This window comes from Candidatus Mesenet endosymbiont of Phosphuga atrata (genome assembly GCF_964020175.1).
Lineage (GTDB): Bacteria > Pseudomonadota > Alphaproteobacteria > Rickettsiales > Anaplasmataceae > Mesenet.
The window spans coordinates 911,651-935,586 of sequence record NZ_OZ026541.1 but is presented as its reverse complement, the minus strand read 5'-3'; the positions used below and the strand labels follow the sequence as shown (position 1 = coordinate 935,586).

General features: G+C 32.3%; 18 protein-coding genes, 1 tRNA gene and 2 pseudogenes. 6 read left to right on the top strand and 15 right to left on the bottom strand.

All coding sequences use genetic code 11. The features are described 5' to 3' along the window. Positions 1-45 precede the first annotated feature (45 nt). From AACL09_RS04510 to topA, 4 genes are all read right to left on the bottom strand, one after another. A complete protein-coding gene (locus AACL09_RS04510) occupies positions 46-282 on the bottom strand; it encodes a hypothetical protein (RefSeq protein ID WP_339047297.1) in 237 nt (78 codons plus the stop codon). A gap of 60 nt (positions 283-342) precedes the next feature. After that, positions 343-816, bottom strand: a complete 474-nt coding sequence (locus tag AACL09_RS04505; RefSeq protein WP_339047295.1) for a hypothetical protein — start codon at positions 814-816, stop codon at positions 343-345. Positions 817-851: 35 nt separating this feature from the next. Next, positions 852-2,993: a hypothetical protein gene (locus AACL09_RS04500; RefSeq protein WP_339047293.1), complete on the bottom strand. Its 2,142-nt coding sequence runs from the start codon at positions 2,991-2,993 to the stop codon at positions 852-854. Between the two features lie 738 nt (positions 2,994-3,731). Beyond that, positions 3,732-6,179: a type I DNA topoisomerase gene (gene topA, locus AACL09_RS04495; protein WP_339047291.1), complete on the bottom strand. Its 2,448-nt coding sequence runs from the start codon at positions 6,177-6,179 to the stop codon at positions 3,732-3,734. A 155-nt stretch (positions 6,180-6,334) separates the two neighbouring features. Here topA and AACL09_RS04490 point away from each other — a divergent pair, with 155 nt between their 5' ends. Further along, positions 6,335-6,808, top strand: a complete 474-nt coding sequence (locus tag AACL09_RS04490) for a hypothetical protein (protein ID WP_339047289.1) — start codon at positions 6,335-6,337, stop codon at positions 6,806-6,808. Between the two features lie 18 nt (positions 6,809-6,826). Here the strand turns inward: AACL09_RS04490 and AACL09_RS04485 are convergent, their stop codons facing one another. Continuing rightward, the gene (locus tag AACL09_RS04485; RefSeq protein WP_410519834.1) at positions 6,827-6,922 is read right to left on the bottom strand and encodes a hypothetical protein; all 96 of its coding nucleotides are present in this window, start codon (positions 6,920-6,922) and stop codon (positions 6,827-6,829) included. A gap of 295 nt (positions 6,923-7,217) precedes the next feature. Between AACL09_RS04485 and AACL09_RS04480 the strand changes: the two are divergent. After that, positions 7,218-7,598: pseudogene (locus tag AACL09_RS04480) on the top strand (transposase); the annotation flags it as partial. A gap of 587 nt (positions 7,599-8,185) precedes the next feature. Here the strand turns inward: AACL09_RS04480 and AACL09_RS06465 are convergent. The 9 genes and pseudogenes from AACL09_RS06465 to AACL09_RS04430 form a co-directional block, all read right to left on the bottom strand. Next, positions 8,186-8,954: pseudogene (locus tag AACL09_RS06465) on the bottom strand (IS481 family transposase). Positions 8,955-9,163: 209 nt separating this feature from the next. Beyond that, entirely contained in the window at positions 9,164-9,373 is a 210-nt protein-coding gene (locus tag AACL09_RS04465) for a hypothetical protein (protein WP_339047287.1), read from the bottom strand. Between the two features lie 345 nt (positions 9,374-9,718). Beyond that, positions 9,719-9,868, bottom strand: a complete 150-nt coding sequence (locus AACL09_RS04460) for a hypothetical protein (protein WP_339047285.1) — start codon at positions 9,866-9,868, stop codon at positions 9,719-9,721. 575 nt (positions 9,869-10,443) lie between these two features. Then, a complete protein-coding gene (gene glyS, locus AACL09_RS04455; protein WP_339047283.1) occupies positions 10,444-12,534 on the bottom strand; it encodes a glycine--tRNA ligase subunit beta in 2,091 nt (696 codons plus the stop codon). After that, on the bottom strand, positions 12,524-13,375 hold the full coding sequence (locus AACL09_RS04450) for a glycine--tRNA ligase subunit alpha (protein WP_339047281.1): 852 nt from the start codon (positions 13,373-13,375) through the stop codon (positions 12,524-12,526). The genes glyS and AACL09_RS04450 overlap by 11 nt, the downstream gene beginning before the upstream one ends. Before the next feature lie 46 nt (positions 13,376-13,421). After that, complete coding sequence (locus AACL09_RS04445; RefSeq protein ID WP_339047280.1) at positions 13,422-14,159, bottom strand: phosphatidylglycerophosphatase; 738 nt, start codon at positions 14,157-14,159, stop codon at positions 13,422-13,424. Between the two features lie 111 nt (positions 14,160-14,270). Next, positions 14,271-16,013 (bottom strand): ABC transporter ATP-binding protein, encoded by a 1,743-nt coding sequence (locus tag AACL09_RS04440; protein WP_339047278.1) that lies wholly within the window; start codon positions 16,011-16,013, stop codon positions 14,271-14,273. A gap of 16 nt (positions 16,014-16,029) precedes the next feature. Then, positions 16,030-17,493, bottom strand: a complete 1,464-nt coding sequence (locus AACL09_RS04435; protein WP_339047276.1) for an amino acid carrier protein — start codon at positions 17,491-17,493, stop codon at positions 16,030-16,032. Then, positions 17,490-18,848 (bottom strand): amino acid carrier protein, encoded by a 1,359-nt coding sequence (locus AACL09_RS04430; protein WP_339049023.1) that lies wholly within the window; start codon positions 18,846-18,848, stop codon positions 17,490-17,492. The genes AACL09_RS04435 and AACL09_RS04430 overlap by 4 nt, the downstream gene beginning before the upstream one ends. 214 nt (positions 18,849-19,062) lie before the next feature. On the opposite strand from AACL09_RS04430, the gene AACL09_RS04425 reads away from it, so the two are divergent. The 4 genes from AACL09_RS04425 (at position 19,063) to AACL09_RS04410 (ending at position 22,858) form a co-directional block, all read left to right on the top strand. Further along, a tRNA-Asp gene (locus AACL09_RS04425) sits at positions 19,063-19,136 on the top strand. A 226-nt stretch (positions 19,137-19,362) separates the two neighbouring features. After that, on the top strand, positions 19,363-21,057 hold the full coding sequence (locus tag AACL09_RS04420) for a hypothetical protein (RefSeq protein WP_339047273.1): 1,695 nt from the start codon (positions 19,363-19,365) through the stop codon (positions 21,055-21,057). 131 nt (positions 21,058-21,188) lie between these two features. Further along, complete coding sequence (gene proS / locus AACL09_RS04415) at positions 21,189-22,463, top strand: proline--tRNA ligase (protein ID WP_339047271.1); 1,275 nt, start codon at positions 21,189-21,191, stop codon at positions 22,461-22,463. Beyond that, complete coding sequence (locus tag AACL09_RS04410; RefSeq protein WP_339047269.1) at positions 22,463-22,858, top strand: holo-[acyl-carrier-protein] synthase; 396 nt, start codon at positions 22,463-22,465, stop codon at positions 22,856-22,858. The genes proS and AACL09_RS04410 overlap by 1 nt, the downstream gene beginning before the upstream one ends. Positions 22,859-22,934: 76 nt before the next feature. Here the strand turns inward: AACL09_RS04410 and AACL09_RS04405 are convergent, their stop codons facing one another. Next, complete coding sequence (locus tag AACL09_RS04405) at positions 22,935-23,936, bottom strand: nitronate monooxygenase (RefSeq protein ID WP_339047267.1); 1,002 nt, start codon at positions 23,934-23,936, stop codon at positions 22,935-22,937.

The following is a 23,936-nucleotide window of genomic DNA, read 5'->3' as shown; positions in this document are numbered from 1 at the left end:
TTAAACTGTACAATAAAAACTTTAATTTCTATAATTGAAAAACTTTTAGCTATGCTTCTTACTTTGCATATCTATTATCTCAATATCACTACCACTTAAAGATGATGATGGTGAATTTGGATTATTGAATTGTTTAAACTCAGAACTTTGACTCATCATTGCTGCAAGCACCTTTTGTACATCACTTATTTGTTGTGCTAATAGCTGATGCTCTGCCTCTCGCTTTTTATCTCTATTTAGTAGCTCTTGTATTTGCCTATCTTTTGCTTGTATTTGTTCCACTAAATCTTCCTTTTCTTTTGCCAGCTCTCCATTTTCTTTAAGGGTTTCATCTAATACATCCTATGTCACAATTAACTTATTCTTTAATTCATTATTGTGATCATCTAAAGTATTGTTCCTACAGTTAGCTATGGTAGCTTCTAGCCCTTTTGCCATCTTGCCTGCAGATAAATGCAACTTCTCTAAAGTGTTACTACGCTCAATTTGCACTTTTTTATCCTTGTACTCTACATCTAAATTTATTTTGGCTAGCCTACTAATAATCTCACTGCTACTCTTGTTTTCCTTTTTACCTTCAGCAATGGTAGTAGATATCTCTTCAAAAACTATTTTATAAGATTTTATCTGTGTTTCAAAAACCTCAAGTGTGTAACGGTCAAACAGTTGTATAATAAGCCTTTTAATTTTTAGCATTTTCTTGATATTATCAAAACGTGTATTTAAATCTTCATCTATTGCTTTTAACTCACTTATTACTTTCTCTAATTCATCATCAGCTTTTTTCTTTTTATCTACCGGCTGCACACCTATCATCCTCTCCCCCTTTTATGTTAAAGTTAATATGTTATTTAGTGTTGCGTCAACACATTATCCCTATCACAAACAGATGTTTCTTCTAAAGTAGGGTTTGGCCCTTCTGTAGTAACATATAACCTTTTCTCTTTCATAAGTTGTTTTAATACTTGTTCTACATCATCCACCTCTTGTTTAAGCTTTTGTGCTTGTTTTTCACGTCTTTTATCATTTTTATCTAATTGCTCCAATTGTTCAGATTGTTTATCTAGATGCTCTTGTTGTTTATCCAATTGTTCTCCCATTTTCTTGAAGTCTTCACGTATTTCTCTATAATCTTCAGCAATTCTCTCTTGCTGCTTTCGAACTTTTTGTGCTTTTTCAAATATTTCATCCACCATTTTTGCCAATCTTTCGTAATCAGCAAGTGCATCATTTAGGGTTCTTTTTGGTGTAAATTCACAAGTTAAACGCGCAAGATACTGTGAGATTAGTTTATAAACTAGATCTGCTGCTTCTTTTTTATTTATTTCCCTAGCTTTAAACTTTTTTCGCAGTAAATTAAACAAATCTTCTTTATTTAAATTATAACAACGATAACTCATAAGATAATAGCAAAGCTCATGTAGTTCCGCACGCTGAAGCTCCTGCATTTTTTCTAGTACCATCTCTTCGCTTGTTCTCTCATCTGGTAATTGTGTTTCTTCTTTTGCTTCACTGGCTACTTCTGTTTGACTTCCTATTTTTGATGATATAAATTTCCTCGATTTCTTATATAAACTTTTTTTCTTCTCTGCCTTCTTTGCAAGTTCTTTAGATATAAATAAAATGTTTAAATACTCTATCACTGGTAGAACAAAATATTCATCTACCTTCTCATAATTCTCTCTCTCTGATAAGGAATACGGTTTTGGATTTATTGGATAGGAAAATATATAGCCATTTCTCTCCTTAAAAAATTTTTGTGCTGAAGATAATATATTACATTGGAGCTCACATCTCTCTAGCAACTTACCTATTGAGGGTTTTATGTATTTGAGATCCTCATCATCTTGGCAATCTTTATATAGCTTAGCTAGCTCTCCAGTAAAACCTCTATATCTTTCTATATACTCATCTACTGCTTTTAAAACTTTACACCCTATATTCCATTCTAAAGATTGCAAATCTTTCTTTTCATCTAATAGATGCTTCTCCATAGTAGACTTGCTTGCTACCAAGAACTTATCTAACAAACTTGTCAGATGCGCATGACTTACCTTTGATATCCACCATAATTTATCTAATATTTTATCGTTGAGCTGCTCCAACTTGTCCTTACTAGACAATAAGCCAATTTCTACATTAGCATAAAAACTATATTGAAAATCCCTGTTGAGAACTGAAGTGTGGTTAGCAGTTGCATACTCATAAAGATTTTTCATTATTTGCCATGTAGTATTTACTCCTTGTTGCATTTCTGTGGCTCTTTTTTTATCTTCCACGCAGCTGCCAGCTACTTTATCTGGATGATAGGCTAAGGACAACTTCTTAAACTTTTGATTTACTTCTTCACTGAAATACTTTTCACAATCTTCTTTTTGCGTTTGATGTGATCTAATTGCATATAACCCATGATCCAAACGTTCCAGTAGTTTAGGTAAGCCAAAAAGTTCTAATGCTTCTTTTAAACTCAGCTGCATAATTGAATCTTCTGTTTTGCCAAACGAGAAAGTGATCCCCTCTTCAAGCACAACATCAACATCATCACTAATCTGGGTCTCTTGATTTAAAAAATGAATATGTGATAGATCATTAATGTTCTTAGTTCTACCAATTTTATGCTTTTTTACCATCTCTTCCCCCTGATAAGATAATTTATGCCATTTTATAAAGTAGAAATGCAGTGATACTGAGGTAAAGATGCTAAGTATAAACCTATACCACAACCTGTAATACGGATAATTTTTTACCCTTTCCTTTTGGCTCTGGCTTAAACTTATATCTTTAATTTTTCTGCTCCACGGCCACCAAGGGTAGGCTGGCATTTCACCATAAGCTTTCATTAAGTCATAAAACTTATCTTCTTCATTTGCCTTATTCTCAAGTAAATACTCAGCGTCAAAACGTAAAGTGCTACATAGATGGTCAAATAAGCTGCCACCAAATCCCCACCAAAATATCCTGTACTTCTTTTGCTCTTGCAAAAAATTTATCACTCCCCCTACCATTTCAATTTATATTTTTACACACTTTAATTATACATTAATCAGTATAAATTCATCTTGTAAATAAAATAAAGTTTTGTAGATATTTTTAAATAGTTCTAAAGAAACTCATCCACCAAAAAGATATTTACCAAATTGGGCGCATTAATCTTTCAAATTACTAAAAACATTACTGACAGAAGCTTGTTCCAAAAGAGTAGGTGTGCTAGCTGGAGTAGCTGATTTACAAGACTCATGTTTAGTGAACTCTTTGTCCTGGATAGCTTGTATAACACTTTTTCCCCCTAAGAAACAGTTTTTGCCTAGGTGTTTAGTCCCATCAAGTAATAGTAAGGATTTGAATGAAACATGTTAATTTGTATTCAGACAATATTTTTTCCATAGGTGTTAAAAATTTGAGGGTCTTGAGTTTTTGAGCATAGCTTTCAAAACTTCAGTTTGTTTCATAATGTGGCTTGTTTAATAGTTCTATTCATTCTGCCCATTTGTCCAATGAACTTAGTCAAACAATGTTGAATTTCTTCCACTTTTTATCTCTACTTTAGCATTAGCAGGTATGTCACCTATTATTTCTAAATCTTCCTTTTCATCATATGTATATTTTGAAACACCATTCTAAAATATTTCGCTTGCAATAAGTATTTTCATAATTAACCTCTATATTATTACTTATTTTATTACATAAATTAATAAAAAATTAACTATTATATTCTAAGTAAGTCAAACTTATTATTTCTTCTGCTTTTTATTTTCAATCATCTCTATGGCTTTCTCTAGAGTTATCTCATCCACGTTAAAATCCTTACCAAGAGCAACGTTTATCTTACCACATTTTATATAAGGTCCATATCTTCCAGAGCGTACTGAGATTTCTTCTCCATCTTGATTACATCCCAAAGATTTTACTTCTCCACTACTGCTAGAAGTGATGATTGATAGAGCTTCATCAACTGTGACATTAAAAATATCCTTTTTCTTGAGCGAAAAATATTTTTCATCATAAAAAATATAAGGCCCAAAACGGCCAAGCCCTATTTTTATTTCTTTCTTTGTTTCTGGATGATGGCCAATAACCATTGGTAAAGATAGCATTTTGAGGGCAAAGTCTAAATCAACCAAACTTGGATCCACATCTTTGAGCAAAGACACTCTTTTTCCTTTGCCTTCGCTACTTAATTGCACGTAAAACCCATATGGACCTTTTTTTATAAACACTTCTTTTTGCGAGCTTGGATCCAATCCAAGTAATTTTGGATATTCTGACTGACTTGCATCTTGATTGTCATTATTATTATCATCTTTAATTTCTCTTGTATATTTGCATTCAGGGTAGCCTGAGCAACCTAAAAATACTCCTGTGCGTCCAACATTGAGCCTTAAATTTCCATCTTCACATTTTGGACATTTTGTATCTATATCATCAGGAAAGAGATAGCCGGTACGCACTGTATCTAATATCTTATCGTTCTCCATTTCTTTTATAGAATTAATATTCTGTATAAATGGAGACCAAAACTTGCCAAGCACCTCCTTCCAAAAAATATCTCCATTTGATATTAAGTCTAATTCTTCTTCCATGTTAGCAGTAAAATTATATTCAACATAACGACTAAAAAAACTCGTTAAAAATATTGTCACAATCTGGCCACGGTCGCTAGGAATAAAACGTTTGTTTTCAAAAGCAGCATACCCACGATCCTGCAGCACTGATATGATAGTTGCATAAGTTGATGGTCGTCCTATCCCTATCTCTTCCATTTTTTTAACTAAACTTGCCTCATTGAAACGAGGAGGAGGTTGCGTAAAATGCTGATCAGGAATAACTTCTTTTAGTTCACATGATTCATCCTCCTTAAGACTAGGTAATTTGATGCTTTCATCGTCTTTGTTATCTTGATATACCTTGTAAAAACCATCAAATACAATAGTAGAGCCAGTAGCATGCAAGATAATCTGCCTATCTTGAGACTCTACGTCAACTGCAACTTGATCAATAAGTGCAGACTCCATCTGCCCAGCTACAGTTCTCTTCCATATTAATTCGTAAAGCTTAAGTTGCTCTGCAGTTAAAAATTTTGCAATACTATCTGGAGTTTTAGTAACATCTGTTGGCCTTATAGCTTCATGAGCTTCCTGTGCATTCTTTACTTTTTTTGTATATTTTCTCGCAGATTTTGGTAAATATTTCTCTCCAAACATTGAATTAATCATCTGCCTTATTGCATTTATAGCCTCATCAGCAATATAAAAACCGTCCGTACGCATATAAGTAATTAAGCCTACACTTTCTCCACCAATATCAATACCTTCATATAAATTTTGTGCTATACGCATAGTATTTTTTACGGCAAAGCCTAGTTTATTTGAAGCTTCTTGTTGCAAACTTGACGTAATAAATGGTAATGGCGGATTTCTTTTTACTTGTTTATTTTCTACTTTTGCAATGGCATATTGTTTAGTTTTTATGATATCAACTAGATCATCAGCTTCTTGCTTATTTTTTATATCAAGCTTATCTAATTTTTTATTATCATAGTGGCTAAGTAAGGCAAAAAATACCTCATTTTTCTCACTTAAAAACTCAGCTTTAATACTCCAATATTCTTGCGATATGAATTTACTTATCTCGTTTTCACGTTCACAGATAAGTCTTAAAGCTACAGATTGTACTCGCCCTGCCGATCTACTACCTGGTAATTTTCTCCATAGAAGAGGTGATAAAGTGAAGCCAACTAGATAATCTAAAGCTCTACGTGCCTGCTGCGCATTGACTAAGTCCATACTAATTGTGCGTGGGTTTTTAATTGCTTCGGTTACCGCATTTTTGGTAATTTCGTTGAATACTATCCTATATATTTGTACTTTATCAGTTATTGCTTTCTTCTCTCTTAGTACTTCTATTACATGCCAAGCAATTGCTTCACCTTCTCTATCTGGATCTGTTGCTAAATAAATTGCTGATGTTTTTGCAGCTGCTTTAACTAACTCTTTTATATATTTTTCGGCTTTATCTATAATTTCATATTTTACAGCAAAGTTATTATTTGGATCCACAGATCCATTTTTTGCTGGTAAGTCCCTAACATGGCCAAAAGAAGCAACCACTCTAAACTTATTATCTAAGTATTTACTTATGGTCTTTGCTTTTGCTGGAGATTCTACTACCAATACGCTCATAACTTATTTATATCTTAAAATTTGTGTGTTATAGCATAAGAAAAATATATTGCAAATAGCGGATTTCATTTTATGCACTCATTCATTGTTTTTACACGATCTACTTCTTCTTAAGAACTTAATACTATTACTTAATAAATAAAGAAGGATTATGTATGCCAAAGCATAAACAACAAGGAAATGACAATAGGAGAGTAAAGTCTATTTCACCAGAGAAAGCACTTTATATTCTTCAAAAATCACCTAGTCGTGAGGAATGTTTGAAGTTAGAGGAAAGGTTAAAACACGCTCCAAGTGATACGTCATACAAATGTGTTTTAAAATGTTTAGACGTGGAAATAGATATACTTGCATTGCTAGAACATAATGTAGATCAAATAACCACCATTGATCAAATTGAAAAGTTAAATGAAAAAGCTAGATTAATTAATAATAAAATAAAGGAGGTTCATATTCAAAATAATGAATTAGTCGATGATTTTAAAAAAGAAGTTAATACTTTTAAAAATAAATGTTTGTCAAAGATAGACGCATTTAAGGAAAAATTCGAGAAGAAAAAAAACAAACTCAAAGAGGAAGAAATGTCTCAGGTAAAAGAATCACAGCAAAAAATGAACAGTGATATATAGCATTTCCCACTGAACGACTCATAAGAAAGCAGGAAAAGACTTGAACAGGGCTATGCTTTTGATGGCAAACCAATGGTACTCAATTTCATTAAAATCTGGAGAATAAGGCGGCAAAAACAAAATTTCACTTCCTGCTTTCTTGATAAGCTCAACAGTTTTCTTCGACTTATGGAAATGTCAAATGTTGCAAAATTGGTATTAAAAATTGCTCAAACCAACTGTTCTTTCGAAAGTTAATGGCACTACAATTTTTTTATTACTTAATGTTGCAATCATTGCTGATTTTAGTGTATCTCTCTCTTCCGGCAATATCCGTATGTTCTCTATACCAGATTCATCAATATAAACAGATGGTTTTTTGTTCCCAGAATCTTTAAGAACCTGTATGCGATCTAGGAAGAATGATAAGATGGATATAATATATATAAAAAATATATTATGCAAAATTCATACCCAAAGTCGCAAGAAATTTGAGAAAATCAGACAGATTTTGGAAAGTGCGAGAAAAAAACAAAACCAAGAAAACAGAACTTATATGAGTTATTTTGCGGCGTGCTGTACGTTTTGAAGAGTGGTTGTCAGTGGCGAATGTTGCCTAAACAAAATGGCGCAATTGCTATGATTATTTTAAGAAATGGAGTAGGTATAGATAAAGAAAGCGTTTTGGAGCGTATCTTAAAAAAAATTAATTGAGACAAAACAGTGGTCGGAAATAGCTTCTGTATAATTGACGCTCAAGGTATAAAAAACACGGATACTGCTGAAGTATGATGCAGGTAAAAAAATTTCTTGGTCATATTGCGGTAGATATACAAGCATGTAATTCATATAACAACAGCCAATAATAACAGATCGTTATAGTGCTATAAAAATGATTGAAAACGCAAATTATCCGAAGTCAAATGGTTGATATACGAGGGAAAGTTTCGCTGCAACTGTGGAAGAATTGCGAAAGAAAACTCAATTTGCAAATTTGCTTTTATATGTATGATTAATAAAGGTTATTACAATAAAGATGTAAGATTAAATAAAAATTGAGATAGTTTGTAGACCTTATTACAATCATAAAAAATAAACACACCAATGAATGGATTCTAAGGTTAAGTTACGTCTGAATTGGATAGAGTTATATAAAGAATTGGGCCATGCAGGAAAGAATATTATGGTATTGCGCGATTTACCTTACGTAAATGGTACAAACGTTATAAAGAGTTAGGTAAAAAGGGGTTAGTAGATCTCAGTAGTAGGCATAAAACTTCACCCTTACAAAAGGTCAAGGAGTCAGATAAGCAGCTCATTCTTCATCTGAGACAAACTAGAAAATTAGGGGTATTCAAACTGAACTAAAACGTTTACATGTACTAGACAGAACATAATCTAAAAATGAGAATTAGAAGAATTTAAATAATTTAAACTACTATCAGTATCTTTTTTTATGCTACTAATGTTTTTCTAAAAAGCAATATATCAAGAAAAGTTTGCATTGGCGTTTTATCATAGCAATATTTGTCTGATTGTCTCATTGTAAGAACGCAACCAACATCAATTTGTAGATCTTCTAAAGAACTATATTTCTAAAGATGATTTGCATAGTTTTGTGAAGCATTGGTCTGTGGAGAGTGGGTTTTGGTTCTAGAATGATCGATATGCCTAAATAAAGCTGATAATTTCACGCAATATTCTGTACCTCTATCAGTCAAAATACGCAATATCAAAGAATGGCTATCATTTAACAAGAGGTAATTGCTGTCTTATCGACTTAGCAACGAGAATAAGTATCGATAAAGGTCTGCTGGTAGATTCGTCCTATACCTTTGATATTACCTACATAATAGGTATCTTGAGCACCCAGATAACCTGAGTATCAATTTCACTATCTTTGTTCTTTCACTTTTTCTAAAGCTGTTAGAATTATTCCATCTTTTTGCTTCTAGTGCTTTAAGTCTTTTCTTAAAAATCTCAACTATCCACCTTCAGATATTATTTTTTTCTCAGCTCATTTTTTATATGCTGGAAATTCTGTTGCTATACAGATCTTTCTATGTCTTCCGAAACTCTGTTTGCAAACTTTCTTACTTATCTCATCTCCATTTTCGTATAACTCCTTGAAGCGATAAAATTTGAATATCCCATACGCTTGTGACACATTTCCTAGTTGTCTTGCTAAAATCCTAGTTTTAGTATTTTTTTTTGCATTGTACTCATTTCTCTTATTTTTTGTTCTAAGTGTCAGTTCAAATCTTATTTAATACAACTAATACGAAGTCTTAGCTTCATCCTCTGTTCTTGCTTATCGCTTCCATCGGCATTACTATCTTTACTTTCAATAAAATTATACCTATATTCCTTTAGTGTTTATTGATAACAAAATTCTTTTCTATCAATTAGCATCCTATGCATAATTACTGACAACTTCCGCGCTACAGCAACAATTGCTTTCTTCATACCTTTCTTTTTTGCTAATCCCCAGCTTTTTAACTTAAATTTTCTCTTACATCTTGTCAGCAAGGATTGCGCAGCCTCATATAGCATACTTCTGCACTCCATTGTTTGATATACTTCCATGTCGATCAATCTCCCCAGAAGCATACTGTCTTGGGCTCAATCCCATATATGCTCCAACTGTATAAGATGTTTCAAACCTATGTGTATTGCAGCTTTGTATGTCATTGCTACTATAATACCAACCCCTGGGCTAATAATTTTTATCTTTTTTGCACTTTTCTGAAAGTAATTTATCAAATTGATTCTTCTATTGTTTCTAAGCTATGTACTAATGCTTCAATTGAGTTTTTGCTAACTTCATCTAGATCATTTCTTCTATTTTTAAAGAAAAGCTTTCAAATTTTAATCCTCGACCAACCGTATATCTTCAATTTATTGTTCCAATAATCTGCTGTTTGCTACATGTTAACTGTCTTCTGCTTCCAAGTTGATTTGGTAAGATTTATCTGATTTTACTAATACTTCTCTGTACAACCCAACCCTCATCATTTGAGCTATACCCCTTGCATCTACACAAATCACTGGTAATCCAAAATCCCTTAACTCTTTACACATTGATATTGACAACTTTCTATCCCTATGGATTCTTATTTTTTGCCTTGACTTAGCAAGTTCTCTGCTATTGCTTTACTTTTTCTTGCAACAACTTCTTCCTTAACAACTTTTCCTTTCTCATCAACGATACTTATAAAAGTTTCTTTGAGTGAGACATCTAACCCAATATAATATTTTATGAGACTACTCCTACTTTAAAAGTTTAAATTATTTTTGCAGAACTAATTCTATCGAATTTCTTACTTCTCTCTAAAATATTCTATCTCCTTTTTTCAATAGCTATTACAGTATGTCTAATATTTGCATCTCATCTCTTTAAATTAGAATTTATATCTTGTCTATTTTATATTAGTAATCCCCTGTTTTTATTCGATGTTTTTTCGTTCATTCCTCCTTTTTTATATTATTTATATTCGGTTTGACTTGGTTTGTTGAACGTTCTCATATAAGACAATAAGTAGATAACTTATTCATAATTATAATATTTCTAAGTTATCTATTTTCACGCTGGCTTTTAGTTTACCTGAAAGGTATACCACATTACAAAAGACATAACCCTTACGCTTTTAATAGATTTAGTGTTCTAAGACTTTACTAAAGTCAGCTATTAAGTGAAAAATTTGATGTATAGCAACAATTAAGTTCATCCTATTTCTTCTTAATTTCTCGGAGTCACAATTAATTTGAACATTGTCCATAAAATCGTTTACAATTGAATAAAATCCTACTAATGCATCAAGTGCAGTGGTAAAATCATCTTTTTTAATTATGTATTTTACATTTTTATAAGTGGACTTTATATGCTTTAATAAAACTATTTCTTCCTTTTCTATTAATGACTTTATGCTATACAACATTAACTTATTTAGTTTTTTTGGTTCATAAGTTGCATCAGACTTATTGATTATGTTATTAACCCTCTTATAAGTATTTAAGATATGTTTTCCATTATCAGTTTTAATATAGTTATTAAGGATAATTGCTTTTTTCTTAATATTTAAGAAATCAATTATTTTACCCTCAATAGGAATAGACTCAATAATGTTCTTAGGAAGGTTTATTTCTTTGAGAATAACTTTAAAGCGCTCTAAACAGAATTTAAATACAACTTCTACTACTTGTTTTTTACTTAATTTTTGTCTTTCAAGCTTTTTGCTAAATAGAGATTTTGGATACAACGAAGCTGATTTATCTAGTAGTAGATTAATCAATATATTTAAATTATTTTCAAGTATTATGCGTATCAAACCTATCGCATTTCTTCTCAGTGCAAAAGGATCACTAGAACTAGAAAACTTTTCACCGGCTATGGCAAAACCTACAAGGTTATCCACTTTATCTGCAAGAGCTATAGCAATTGTTATGGTAGATGAAGGACAACTCTGCTTAGGACCAAGTGGCAGATAATGATTAGTTATAGCATCTATTATTTCTTTGTCTTCATTAAAACAACTAGCATAATACCCACCCATTACTCCTTGTAACTCTGGGAACTCCCTCACCATAGATGTTGCTAAATCTGCTTTAGCAAGCGTTGCTGCTCGTTCAACTTTTAGTAAAGAAGCAAGGGGTATCCATATTGCAATGTACTTAGCTAGGGCAGTAATACGCTTCACCTTTTCTGCAACACTACCCAAATGATCATGAAATGATATTAAGTTTAATTTATTGCTATAATAATCAAGATTATATTTTTTATCTTGATTTACAAAAAATTGAGCATCAGTCAGCCGTGCTGATAACACCCTTTCATAACCCTGTATCACTTGATCGTTTATAACACTTACTACAGTTGCAAAATGAGATATCTTTTTCTTATCATTCTTATAGCTGCTAAATATAAGGTATTTTTGTTGACTACATATTACGCTTGATATTACTTCTACAGGTAAATCAAAATTACCAACTTCACCAAATAGAACAATTGGATATTCTACTAGACCATTTAGCTCATCTAATAACTTTTCATTTTCTTCAAGCTGCAATTTATTATCAATTTCAAATTCACGAATTTGCTTGAGTATATATTCTTTCCTTTTATTTTGATCTAATATTACATAATTTTCATCTAAGAAATTTAAGTAATCATCTATTTTGCTTACATTAAATTTTTTTGTTGAAAGAAATCGGTGTCCAAAAGTAACATTAGAAGCTACAACATCTGCAAATGTAACAGGTATTACTTTATCATCTAGAATACACAACATACTTCGTATTGGCCTTATCCATCTTTCTTTCACATTTCCCCAACGCATTGATTTAGGCCAAGAAAAACCTCTTAACATCTCTTCTAAAACTTTTTTGAAAAACTCTTCTAAATTTATTTGAGTATTGATATTACAAGCGAAATAGAACTTTTCATTCTTAATTTCACGCACTAACAATTCATCTATATTTTTTTTGGTTTTCTTAAGAAAACCCTCTATTGCTTTTTTTGGTGCATTAATGTTTGGGCCTTTAATTTCTTCGTCTAATTTCTGTGCATCTAGTTTACTGATTAATATTACAAAACGACGTGCAGTTATAAAGACATCAGTAGATTGAAATCTAATATTACCTTTATTTAAAGCACTATCTATATAATTTTTTATTTGAATTACAGCATTACTTTGCATTTTTGGAGGAATTTCCTCCATAATACATTCAAATAAAAGGTTAGGAAGCATTTGAATTATCCATATACAATTTACAACAATATTTTGCAAGTTCTCGCACGCGTGCAATGTATACAGCACGCTCATTCACTCCTAAATAGCCTCTAGCATCAAGCAAGTTAAGCAGGTGGCTGGCTTTAATACATTGATCATATGCAGCTATCGGCGTATTATTTTCTATCAAAAACAAACACAATTTCTCTGCATCTGAAAATTGTTGATTTAACACCCCAGTATCATAATAATCTAAAGCTAATTTAGAAAACTCATATTCCCTTTGTTTAAATATATCTCCATAAGTTATACCAGAGTTATCCCATTTAATATCATAAACGTTATCTACTTTTTGTATGTGCATTGCTAAGCGTTCTAAGCCATAAGCAATTTCTCCAGCAATAGAACTGCTGTCTATTCCTCCAATTTGCTGGATGTATGTAAATTGTGTTATTTCCATTCCATTACACGTTACTTCCCAACCAAGGCCACATGCACCAATGCTTGGATTTTCCCAATCATCTTCGATAAATTTAATATCGTAACTTTTAGTTGATATTCCAAGTTCTAACAAACTCTTTAAGTACAGATCTTGTAGATCATTCACTGAAGGTTTTATTATTACTTGGTATTGATGGTGTTGATATAGACGATTTGGATTTTGTCCATAACGACCATCGGCAGGTCTAATAACTGGTTGTACATACGCTATCTTTGCTGATTTATCACCAATTACAGACATAACTGTTGCAGGATGTAAAGTTCCAGCACCTATTTCTGTAGTATAAGGACAAATGATTAGACAACCATACTTTTGCCAATAACCCCCCAAGGCGTTAATAATATTTTGAAAATCCACTATTATATGTCTTTAAAACATGTATTTTATACATACACAATTAATATCAAACAAGCTTTTTTGATATATCATAAAGATCAACACTTAAAGCTTTAATATTATTGAAAATATAGCGATTAAAAATATTAGCGTCATGTATAGTCAAGTCAAAAAATATACATGCTACTAAGTATATGAGTACTATTGTATAAAGCATGTAAATGGCTCCTTCTGCTGTAATTGATAATACATTATTATAGTGAAGTTGTATTGTAATAATTGGCCATGGTTTCATCATGACGATAATATTGAAAAATAGGTAAGGAATCATAAAAAATATGAGAAAATAAGTAAAAGAATTTATCCATTTGGGGCATATGAACATTTTTTTACACATTTGATCATAAAGACCAGCCATACTATGAAATATTGCCAGCGTTGCTGGCATTGTAAGAGCTACCACAAGCAGTTGTGCTAATACTATATGGATAATGATGTTTTCATTACTGTTTGCACCTGGCTCATTTACTTGGAAAACAAAGATTGCAATAGTTTGAATGATAAAGAAGGCAATTGAAAGTTTTAAAAAGAATACTGCAGCTACAAGCGCAATACCGGTAATATCATATGATAGAAGAAAAGACCCATATGAGAGATAAAGTAATATATAAGACACAATTAACGCTAAAAAAGAGGCCCAATGTTCTTGCCAAATTGGCAGATACCCCATGCCAAAAAAAGTACTTATTATCTTAGCAGGAAAGACCTTTCCTACTACTTTACCGATGAATCTTAAACTCTTCATTTACTTAGCATAATATAACTTTCTACATTGTATTTAACATAAAGTAATACACTTGACTATTATTCATTTTCAATATTTTTTTACAACTTGTAATGAAAGTAAAAACGAAAATTAACTATAACGAAACTGCAATTTTGCTAACTTAGAATACAATCCATCTTGCTCCATAAGTAACTTATGCGTTCCTACTTCTTCTATTTTACCATCATTGATTACAATAATTCTATCAGCTCTAAGTATTGTGGAAAGACGATGAGCTATAACTAAAGTAGTTCTATTAGTCATCAGCTTGTCTAATGCTTTTTGAATTAAATGCTCGCTTTCTGAATCAAGCGCAGAGGTTGCTTCATCTAGTATAAGCACCTGTGGATTTTTCAGTATTGCTCTAGCTATTACTATACGCTGCTTTTGTCCTTCAGATAATCTCAATCCCTTATTGCCAACAAATGACTCAAACTTCTTAGGTAGTTTATCAATAAATTCTAATGCATAGGCACTTACTGCCGCTTGTCTTACCTCTTCGTAAGTAGCGTCTGGATTACCGTAAAGTATATTCTCCATGATTGAGCACGAAAATATTGTATGATCCTGTGGCACTAGGCCAAATAAGGAACGCAAACTCTCCATTGTAAGTGATCTTATATCAGTACCATCAATTGTGATATTACCTTCATTTGGATCATAAAAACGCAACAGAAGTTTCAAAATGGTGCTTTTCCCACTGCCAGATGGTCCCACAAGTGCAACAGTTTCTCCTTTATTGATAGTAAATGATATATTACTCAAAGCAGGTTGTTGTTTAGATGAATAACAAAAGGTAACGTTACTGAAAGCTATACATTTTGAAACTGCTGTTACCTTAGTAGCAAGAGCAGAAGAAATAATACTACTTTTTGTAGACATAAGTTCAAAAATACGCTCAGCAACACCAAATGCTCTATGTATGTCATTGATATTATCACCTATACTATTTACTGAACTTGTGGCAAGTACTGAATAGAATATAAAAGATGATAAAGCTCCAGAAGTCATGTTGTTTTGCAACACTTCATGAATTCCAAGCCAAAATACTAATCCTACTGAACCTATAACAAAAGTGATGATCAAAGCAACCAGCAATGCACGAAAGCATGTAAGTTTTATAGATAAATTAAATATTTCATTCACATATTTGAAAAAATTTCTTTTTTGATTTTCCTCACTAACGAACGACTTTATTGTTACTATGCCCAAGTAAGTTTCCTCACTGAAGGAGGCCATATTACTGATATTATCACGTACCAGACGTGATAGCGTACGTGTTTTTCTACCAAGAAGTGTAAGAATAAGTAGAATAAATGGTATTATAAGTATAGTATATACAGTAAGTTTAAAACTAGTGTAGAATAACATTACAGCACTGCCAAATAGCGTAATAAAATTTCGTACTATTGTTAGCATACTACCAGAAAGTATAGGCTGAAGTGCAACTGTGTCAGTTGTTAAAGCAGAAGTTATATCTGAAGTACTGATATCTTCAAAAAAACTCGGTGGCAGATTTATAATGTGACTATAAAGGTCATATCTAATCTTTGCTAGAACCTTTTCACTTCCGTATCCTGCTAAGTATAATCTAAAAAAAGAGGAAAGCCCTATAACTAATACTATAATACATAAAAAAAACACAGTATTATTAATCAGCATCAAACCAGTACGTGTAGAGTATAAATCGATAAGATTTTGTATACCGTGCCCAAGCGTAAGTATTGCTAAAGATGATGTTATTGCTATAACGTAGGCTAATACGAAATACGTAATGTATGGCTTAATATATTGAAACAACATCCTAAAGGTTGTGTCTTTACTATTTTTCATTGCAAATTAGTACACACTATTTAGCAGTTTGATTTTTTAATTTTGACAGATACAGTTTAACTTCATCACTAATTTTATTACTTAAAAACAAAAGCGCTACCATGTTAATGATGGCAGAGCAAATAAACAGCGCATCTCCTATACCTGCTATATTCATTATATTTTTTGAAATTCCAGAGAAAAAAGCTGTCACAAGTACAATAATGCGATAAAAAATTAGGCTCTTTGCGTTAAATAAGTACAGCCAACTCATCTCACAACAATATACAAAGACAACAACAGAAGAAAATGCAAACAGTGGTGCGGCTATTGTAAGAAGTATAGGAAACCACCAAGATACAGTCTCAAAAGCTTTACGAGTCATAAGTATCCCATCCCCTGCATACTGATATGCACCTGTTATGACAATTATAAGCCCTGTTAAACAGCAGATTAACATTGTATCAAAACATGGCTCTATCATTGCAACAAAACCTGCTCTTACAGGTTCTTCATCTTTTGTTGCTGCGTGTGTAATAGCTGCAGATCCCATACCAGCTTCACTGGCGAATATCGCACGACGAATACCAGCGACAAAGGCTCCAACAGCTCCTCCACCTACAGATTTAGCATTAAGCATGCCATGAAACATAAGTAGAAACGCATCACCTAATTTGTCAATATTAAATATGATTATTACAACACAACTAAAAATGTATATTATTGACATTGCAGGTACAAGTGAAGATGCAACTTTTGCGATTCTCTCTATGCCACCTATGATTACAAGACCGAGTAAAGCAGTGATAATTAAAGAAAATAACCATATGTTGTTATCTATAAAATCAAAATTCCCTAAAATAATTGCGATCATTTGATTTGTTTGAAACGCTACGCTACCTAGCGGTCCTGATAATATTAAAAGACATGCATAAATTGAAGCAAGAACTATTCCCAGTTTTTTGAAACCTATCTCTTCTAAGCCGTATCTCATATACTTAAAAGGGCCACTAAAAAGTTGATCATAGTTTTTAGTACGATATTTAAATGCTAAAGTTACCTCTGAAAATTTAAGTGACATACCAAAAAAACCAGCAATCATCATCCATGGCACTGCACCTGGTCCTCCAAGAGATATAGCTATAGCAACCCCTGCAACTGTACCTAAGCCCACAGTGCTTGAAAGCGCAGATGCAAATGCCTGTAAGTGACTTATGTCTCCCTCATGATGATCTTCATCGTATTTTCCTACAAGAATTGCAAATGCGTGTTTAAATAGCCTAATATTAATAAACTTAAAACGCAGAGTAAAAAATAATGCACCCAAGGATAATATTAACACTATAAATGGGATTCCAAATATTTTAAAAAATAGTGCCGTATTGATGAAATCATTTATCTTAGCTAAAATTGTATCATAGCTAAAATGTAATTCACAGGCATGTAGATTTTTAGCAAATAAACAAAGAATTGTGATAAATAAGTTGAAGATTTTGTTCATAACAGCCCTTTCTGAATATAAGAATTTAATTGATTGCCTACTTTTTTACTTAGCAAGTAAATTGTAATTGCATTAGGAATGGTAAGACACATAAACAGAGTATCCCCTAAAGAAGAAATCAACTTAACATTTTGCGATAAACCACTGATATATATCAGAATCAATATTAAAATGTGGCATAGAGTTATACTTTTTCTACTATTAAATACATAAACCCAGGCAACCTCACAATAATATGAATATGCTATTATGGTTGAAAATGCAAATGATAGTGTGATAAAAGGAAAAACTACATATCCCCAAAATGGTGATATTGATGAAAAAATTGATTTGATTAACACTATGCCCTCTATGTTGTTATTCTGTGCAGTGAAACCAGTAACCAAAATAACAATGCCAGTTAAAAATGAAATTATTATTGTATCGATACATGGTCCAATCATTGCTACACATCCTGCTCGTACTGGCTCACTTTCTTGTGTAGCATAATGAGCAATTGCTGCTGTTGCAGTGCCAGCTTCGTTGGCAAATACTGATCTTCTTACTCCAGCGATTAGGCTGCCAATGGCACCACCACCTATAGCTGTCTTACCAAAAAGACCAGATACTATTGAATATAAGGCACTGCCCAGTGCACCTCTATACATAAAAATAATTAATATGCACCCTATGATATATAAGACAGTCATAACAGGTGCTAGACTTGTTGCAACTTTAGCAATGCGTTTAACTCCACCCATGATAACGAGCCATACAAGTAAAGATAATATCAAAGGAACAACAAAGCTTTTATCGTATTGAAAGAGGTTATTAAACAATGCTGTTACTTGATTAGCCTGAAAAGGTATACCACCGCAAGTCATTGCAATAATTAAAAGAATAGCATAAGTAAGTGCTATTGCTGTTCCCAGTTTTGGTAAGCCAATTTCTGCTAATCCATGTTTCATATATTGAAAGGGCCCACCAGCTCTTTCTTCATTTGTGCGATATTTTAATCCCAATGTTACTTCAGCAAATTTCACTGACATACCAAATAATCCTGTTATGATCATCCAAAAAATAGCTCCAGGTCGACCAATACTTATCGCTATTGCTACACCTGATATTGTACCAAGACCAACAGTAGCAGATATTGCAGTGAAAAATGCTTGAAAGTGCGTGATTTGCCCACTACTATGTTTTTCATTCTTACCAAGTAACACAAGCAGACCATGTTTAAATAAGCTGAGGTTTACAAACTTAAATCTAACAGTACAAAATACTCCTATTGATATTACCCATAGAATTATAAATGGAATGTGAAATATTTTGATATATAAAAGGGATTGAAAAAGGCTATTGATCTTTAAAGCTATAGAACTAAATTCATTTGAAATAGAAATGATGTTTAGTGTTTCTAAGCTAATAGGATTAATCAAAATTTTGCTTATAAAAATTAAAATTATATTAAAAAATTGAAGTTTGTAAATATTTCTGAATTTTTTAAAAAAAAGCTCTACAATATTTTAATACTAACATTAAGAATGAATTGACAAATTTTTATATATTTGTTACTAAAACTGAAATGCAGGGGGTGTAGCTCAGTTGGTTAGAGCGCAGGCCTGTCAAGCCTGAGGTCGCGAGTTCGAGCCTCGTCACTCCCGCATAAACATATTATCTTACCAGATATATTAAAATAAAAGAGCATCTGTTGCTGACAATGTAAAAGGCAAGATTTAGTACATAATTCTGTATTTCACACTATATAGCATGTAAAATTACATACCAACTTTAATAATATTCCATCTTTTATACAATGAAATTAACCAATAATTAATAATTTCCTTTACATAATTAATTAATATTTAAATTAATTATATGGGGAAATAAATGACTGAAATTAATCTAAAGCCAGCTAATTTTATTAACGATAATATTGATAGTGAAATTAAAAAAATTGTTAAAGAGGCTAATAATAGAGAGCAAGATTTAGAAAATATTAAAAATCTATTGCAAGAACCTCAGTATAAAGAATCTTATCCAAACATAAGACCTTTTTTTGAAAATCAAAAAGGATTTGATGCATTAAAAGATGTTCTGCTGTTTGAAAAGAATCGAGTACTAGGCAAAACAACACAAGAAAATATTAACGTTGTAAGCTCAATGAAAGTTCTAAAAAATATATTTGTAAGCAATAATAATCAGGCGTCTGAAATTCAAAAGAACACAAATGATGTTGATCAATCAATTCAACTGATAAAGAAACAATCGGAAGAGTTAAAAGAGAAATTTAAAGAAAGGCTTAAGAAGGAGTCAAAGGCAAGTCCAGTAATAAGATTGCTAAGATTTTTATTTAAAAAAGTAATAAATAAGATATTTGAAGAAATAAAGAATGAACAACTGGGTAAACCAAAAGAGGAACTGGATAGTTTAAAAGGTCAATTTCATAAAATAATTGATTCTTTTAATAATGAATTGAATAGTTTAATGGGTGCATATGGAAAAGGTATCGAAAGTAGTAGCACTGCTTATATTACTCCTGACCCTGATTACGCTACTATAGAAAAAATATTTCCTAAGCAAGAACAACAAAACGCTCAGCAAAAATTATCTCAATCTTATGATGAATCGGATTATGTATCTGCAGAAAAAGTTCGTCAGCTAAAAAGGCAACAAAAATCTTCAGCTGAGGGATTAAAAGTTGAATATCAGGTAGTGCATAATGCTCCTCAGCATCTTCAAATACATGATTTACCTAAACCACAAAGAGCGCAAATTAGTGAAAAACCTAAAATTGCAACAAAACCTTCTAAAGAAGTTATTGAAAGAGCTTTAAGTAATGCTGCTAATCAGAAGAAAGTTGCACCACCAGTACCACCAAGAGGAGAGTCTTCTTTCAAGAAAGTTGAAGAGTTGAGAAATAAACTTGATGTTAGAAGAGACGGACTACAACCTGCAGGTAGCGTTAAAGGTATAGCGCAAATGTTTGAAGCCAAAGCTCAAGAGGAAAAAAAACCAGTTCAAAATATTATCAAGCAAATGCGCATTAAAGAAGAAGTAAAATCTGCGGGATTGGGTAGCACTCAAGAGTTAGCAAAGGAATTTGATACCAAAGAACCTAAAAAATTAATTATACCAGAAGAATTTAAAAGAAAACTTGAAAAGATAACAACTCCTTCACCATCTCCATCACCAATGTCTAGTAAAAAACCTTTTGCTATGTTTAAAAATAGTGATGTTAAAAATAAAGCATCTAAAGCACAAGAAACAAAGCAATCTATCTTTTATGGCACTGTAAGTAGTGATGTTCCAACTCCTCCACCAATGCCTACAGAGGATGATTTAAAGAAGGTAAAACTTACTTCTGGAAAAGAACGAGATATAACTTCTCAAGTTAATCCTAAAAAGGATACTGCAACAGAGAGCAAAACTACTGAAGAAAAAAATACAAGTTTTGATCAAGTTTTAAAAGAGTTGTATAATTTAAAAGAGAAAAAAGCAAGCATTGAAGAAAATAAGCCACAAACTAAACTTACAAATCCAAACATAGAACATGCAAAAAACACACCTGCTATTGGTGGATAATTAGGGGAAGTTGCTATTTATTAAAATAGCAACTTTCTTTTTGACTATATGTTTTTATTATTTTTGGCTAATAAAAAGTAGAATAATTTTAAGAGAAGCAGTATAAAAGTAATAATTTTAAAATACTGCTTATGCGCCTGTCGCAATATCACCTACCAACGCTAAAAGAAAGTCCGAGAGATGTAAAAATAACCTCACATAAATATTCTCTGCGTGCAGGTTTAGTCAAACAGGTAGCATCTGGTATTTATACTTGGCTCCCCTTAGGTCTTAGAGTGCTTGATAAAATTAAATCTATAGTAAAAGAGGAAATGAACAAATCTGGAGCGTTAGAGATACTTATGCCTTGTGTTCAACCAGCTAGCTTTTGGCAAGAATCCGGCCGCTATGATGGCTATGGAGATGAAATGCTACGTATAAAAGATAGACATGGAAGTAGCATGCTCTTTGGACCAACTCATGAAGAGGTTGCAACTGACATGATACGTGAGCTTATAAAAAGCTATAAAAATTTACCTCTTCTTCTTTATCAAATGCAATGGAAGTTTCGTGATGAAATAAGACCAAGGTTCGGCGTCATGCGTAGCAGAGAATTTTTAATGAAAGATGCTTATAGTTTTGATCAAAGTCAAGAAGATGCAGAAAAATCATATGATCTAATGTATAAAACATATATTAAAATCTTCAAGCGCATGGATCTTACACCAATTGCTGTTAAAGCTGAAACGGGACCAATAGGAGGGAATTTAAGTCATGAATTTCATATACTCTCTGAAACTGGTGAAGACACAATATATTATGATAGTCGCTTTTCTCAATTATTGGAGAGTGAAGATGTGCAAGAGTTAAAAAATATATATGCAGTTTCTGAAGGTATGTATGACCCAACAAAGTGCCCAATATCTTTTAAAAATTTAAGCAAAAGTAAGGGAATAGAAGTTGGGCACATTTTTTATTTTGGTGATAAATATTCAAGCCCTATGAATGCAAAAATTAGTTTAGAAAGTGGTGAAAACGTACCAATACACATGGGTTCGTATGGTATAGGGATATCAAGGCTGGTTGGAGCGATAATTGAAGCTTATCACGACGAAAATGGCATCAAATGGCCGGAAGCTGTGGCTCCTTTTAAAATAGGACTGATCAACTTACAAATAAAAGATAACTCATGCGCTCAAACTGCAAACTATATATATAGTAATTTATTGGCTGATGAAGTATTATATGACGAAACTGAGGATAGTGCTGGGATTAAGTTTACAAGAATGGATTTAATAGGCTTGCCATGGCAGATCATTATTGGCAAAAAATTTATAAATGATGGCTTAATTGAAGTGAAAAAAAGAGCAAGAGAGGCAAAATTTATGTCTGTTGATGCCGTAATTGAGCATTTTAGCAGCATGTGATGCTAATTGGTAATGGTATAGATATTGTTTATATCCCCCGTATAGAAAACATCTGGAAGAAGTATAAAGAAAAATTTTTAACTAGAGTATATAGTGAGCAGGAGATAATAGATAGCTATAAATATAGTGATTATCGGATGCAAGTGAAGCACTTTGCAAAACGTTTTGCTGCAAAAGAAGCATTTGTTAAAGCATTAGGAACTGGTTTCTATGGAATAAACATGAAGGATATCGAGATAAGTAATGACAAAAACGGCAAGCCCAATATCACTGTCAAAAATAATGCCCCTAATCTTCTATCAAAAAACAATATTATACAAGTATCACTTAGTGATGATGGTGATTATGCTATTGCTTATGTTATCATACTAGAAAGTAAAGAAGTAACAGCTTAGTGTCAAATAAAATTACTTCCTCAAATATATGAAGAAGATAGACTTACATTCTTGCTAGATAAATCTAAGAGTATTTCTAAAATTTTGAGCCAATATGTTCATTCATTTGCCTCAAAAGGATATCTATTACTTCTTTTACAGGCCTTTCTTTATCCACCATACCGACACTTTGTCCAGCCATAAGAGAACCACTTTCAATATCTCCATCAATTACAGCCCTTTTTAAAGCCCCAGCCCAGAATTTTTCGATTTCTAATTGCCCATCTTCTTTTGATATTTCGCCTTTCTGATATTGGTTAATTACTTCTTTTTGCAGCTCTGCAAATTCTTTACTAGCCTTATTGGCAATTGCTCTAACTGGAATTACAGAAAAATCAGAACTTAATTGTACAGAAGACACAGCATCTCTTGATGATGCTTTTATCAGCACCTCTTTGAAATTTTTATGCGCTATTGATTCGTTAGTACATGCAAATAAAGTGCCTATTTGGCAACCGCTTGCTCCCATTTTAAGATAACTAACTATTGCTTCTCCTCTACCTATGCCGCCAGCAATAAATATTGGTATATTTTCATTTTTAAAATGTGGCAATATTTCTTGCGCAAGTACAGAAGTGCTAACTGGACCAATATGACCACCAGCTTCCATTCCCTCAATTATGAGTGCATCTGCTCCAATTCTCACTAATCTTTTAGCAATAATCAAAGCAGGAGCAAAACAAATAACTTTGATATTCTTACTTTTTATTGCCTTTATGCTTTGCTGACTTGGTAAGCCACCTGCTAAAACTATATGACTTACTTTTCTTTCAATGCAAACTTCTATTAATTCATTTAGCTTCGGATGTATTGTGATTAAATTAATACCAAATGGTCTATCAGTTAATTTTTGTGTTGCCTCAATTTCTGAACTTAATTGCTCTGTGTTCATAGCCCCGCATGCAATAACACCAAATGCTCCTGCATTTGAAATTGCCGAAACTAAATTTCTTTCTGAAACCCAGCTCATTGCCCCGCCCATTATGGCAAATTCACTCCCCAAAAATTCCGTACCCTTTTTCCATAAAGAATCTAACAT

Bases quoted from the DNA above. Each gene is read 5' to 3' on its own strand.
- AACL09_RS04505 (WP_339047295.1), bottom strand. From the start codon at position 816: ATGATAGGTGTGCAGCCGGTAGATAAAAAGAAAAAAGCTGATGATGAA.
- topA (WP_339047291.1), bottom strand. From the start codon at position 6,179: ATGAGCGTATTGGTAGTAGAATCTCCAGCAAAAGCAAAGACCATAAGT.
- AACL09_RS04490 (WP_339047289.1), top strand. From the start codon at position 6,335: ATGCCAAAGCATAAACAACAAGGAAATGACAATAGGAGAGTAAAGTCT.
- AACL09_RS04465 (WP_339047287.1), bottom strand. From the start codon at position 9,373: ATGGAAGTATATCAAACAATGGAGTGCAGAAGTATGCTATATGAGGCT.
- AACL09_RS04460 (WP_339047285.1), bottom strand. From the start codon at position 9,868: ATGTGTAAAGAGTTAAGGGATTTTGGATTACCAGTGATTTGTGTAGAT.
- glyS (WP_339047283.1), bottom strand. From the start codon at position 12,534: ATGCTTCCTAACCTTTTATTTGAATGTATTATGGAGGAAATTCCTCCA.
- AACL09_RS04445 (WP_339047280.1), bottom strand. From the start codon at position 14,159: ATGAAGAGTTTAAGATTCATCGGTAAAGTAGTAGGAAAGGTCTTTCCT.
- AACL09_RS04440 (WP_339047278.1), bottom strand. From the start codon at position 16,013: ATGAAAAATAGTAAAGACACAACCTTTAGGATGTTGTTTCAATATATT.
- AACL09_RS04435 (WP_339047276.1), bottom strand. From the start codon at position 17,493: ATGAACAAAATCTTCAACTTATTTATCACAATTCTTTGTTTATTTGCT.
- AACL09_RS04420 (WP_339047273.1), top strand. From the start codon at position 19,363: ATGACTGAAATTAATCTAAAGCCAGCTAATTTTATTAACGATAATATT.
- proS (WP_339047271.1), top strand. From the start codon at position 21,189: ATGCGCCTGTCGCAATATCACCTACCAACGCTAAAAGAAAGTCCGAGA.
- AACL09_RS04410 (WP_339047269.1), top strand. From the start codon at position 22,463: ATGCTAATTGGTAATGGTATAGATATTGTTTATATCCCCCGTATAGAA.
- AACL09_RS04405 (WP_339047267.1), bottom strand. From the start codon at position 23,936: ATGTTAGATTCTTTATGGAAAAAGGGTACGGAATTTTTGGGGAGTGAA.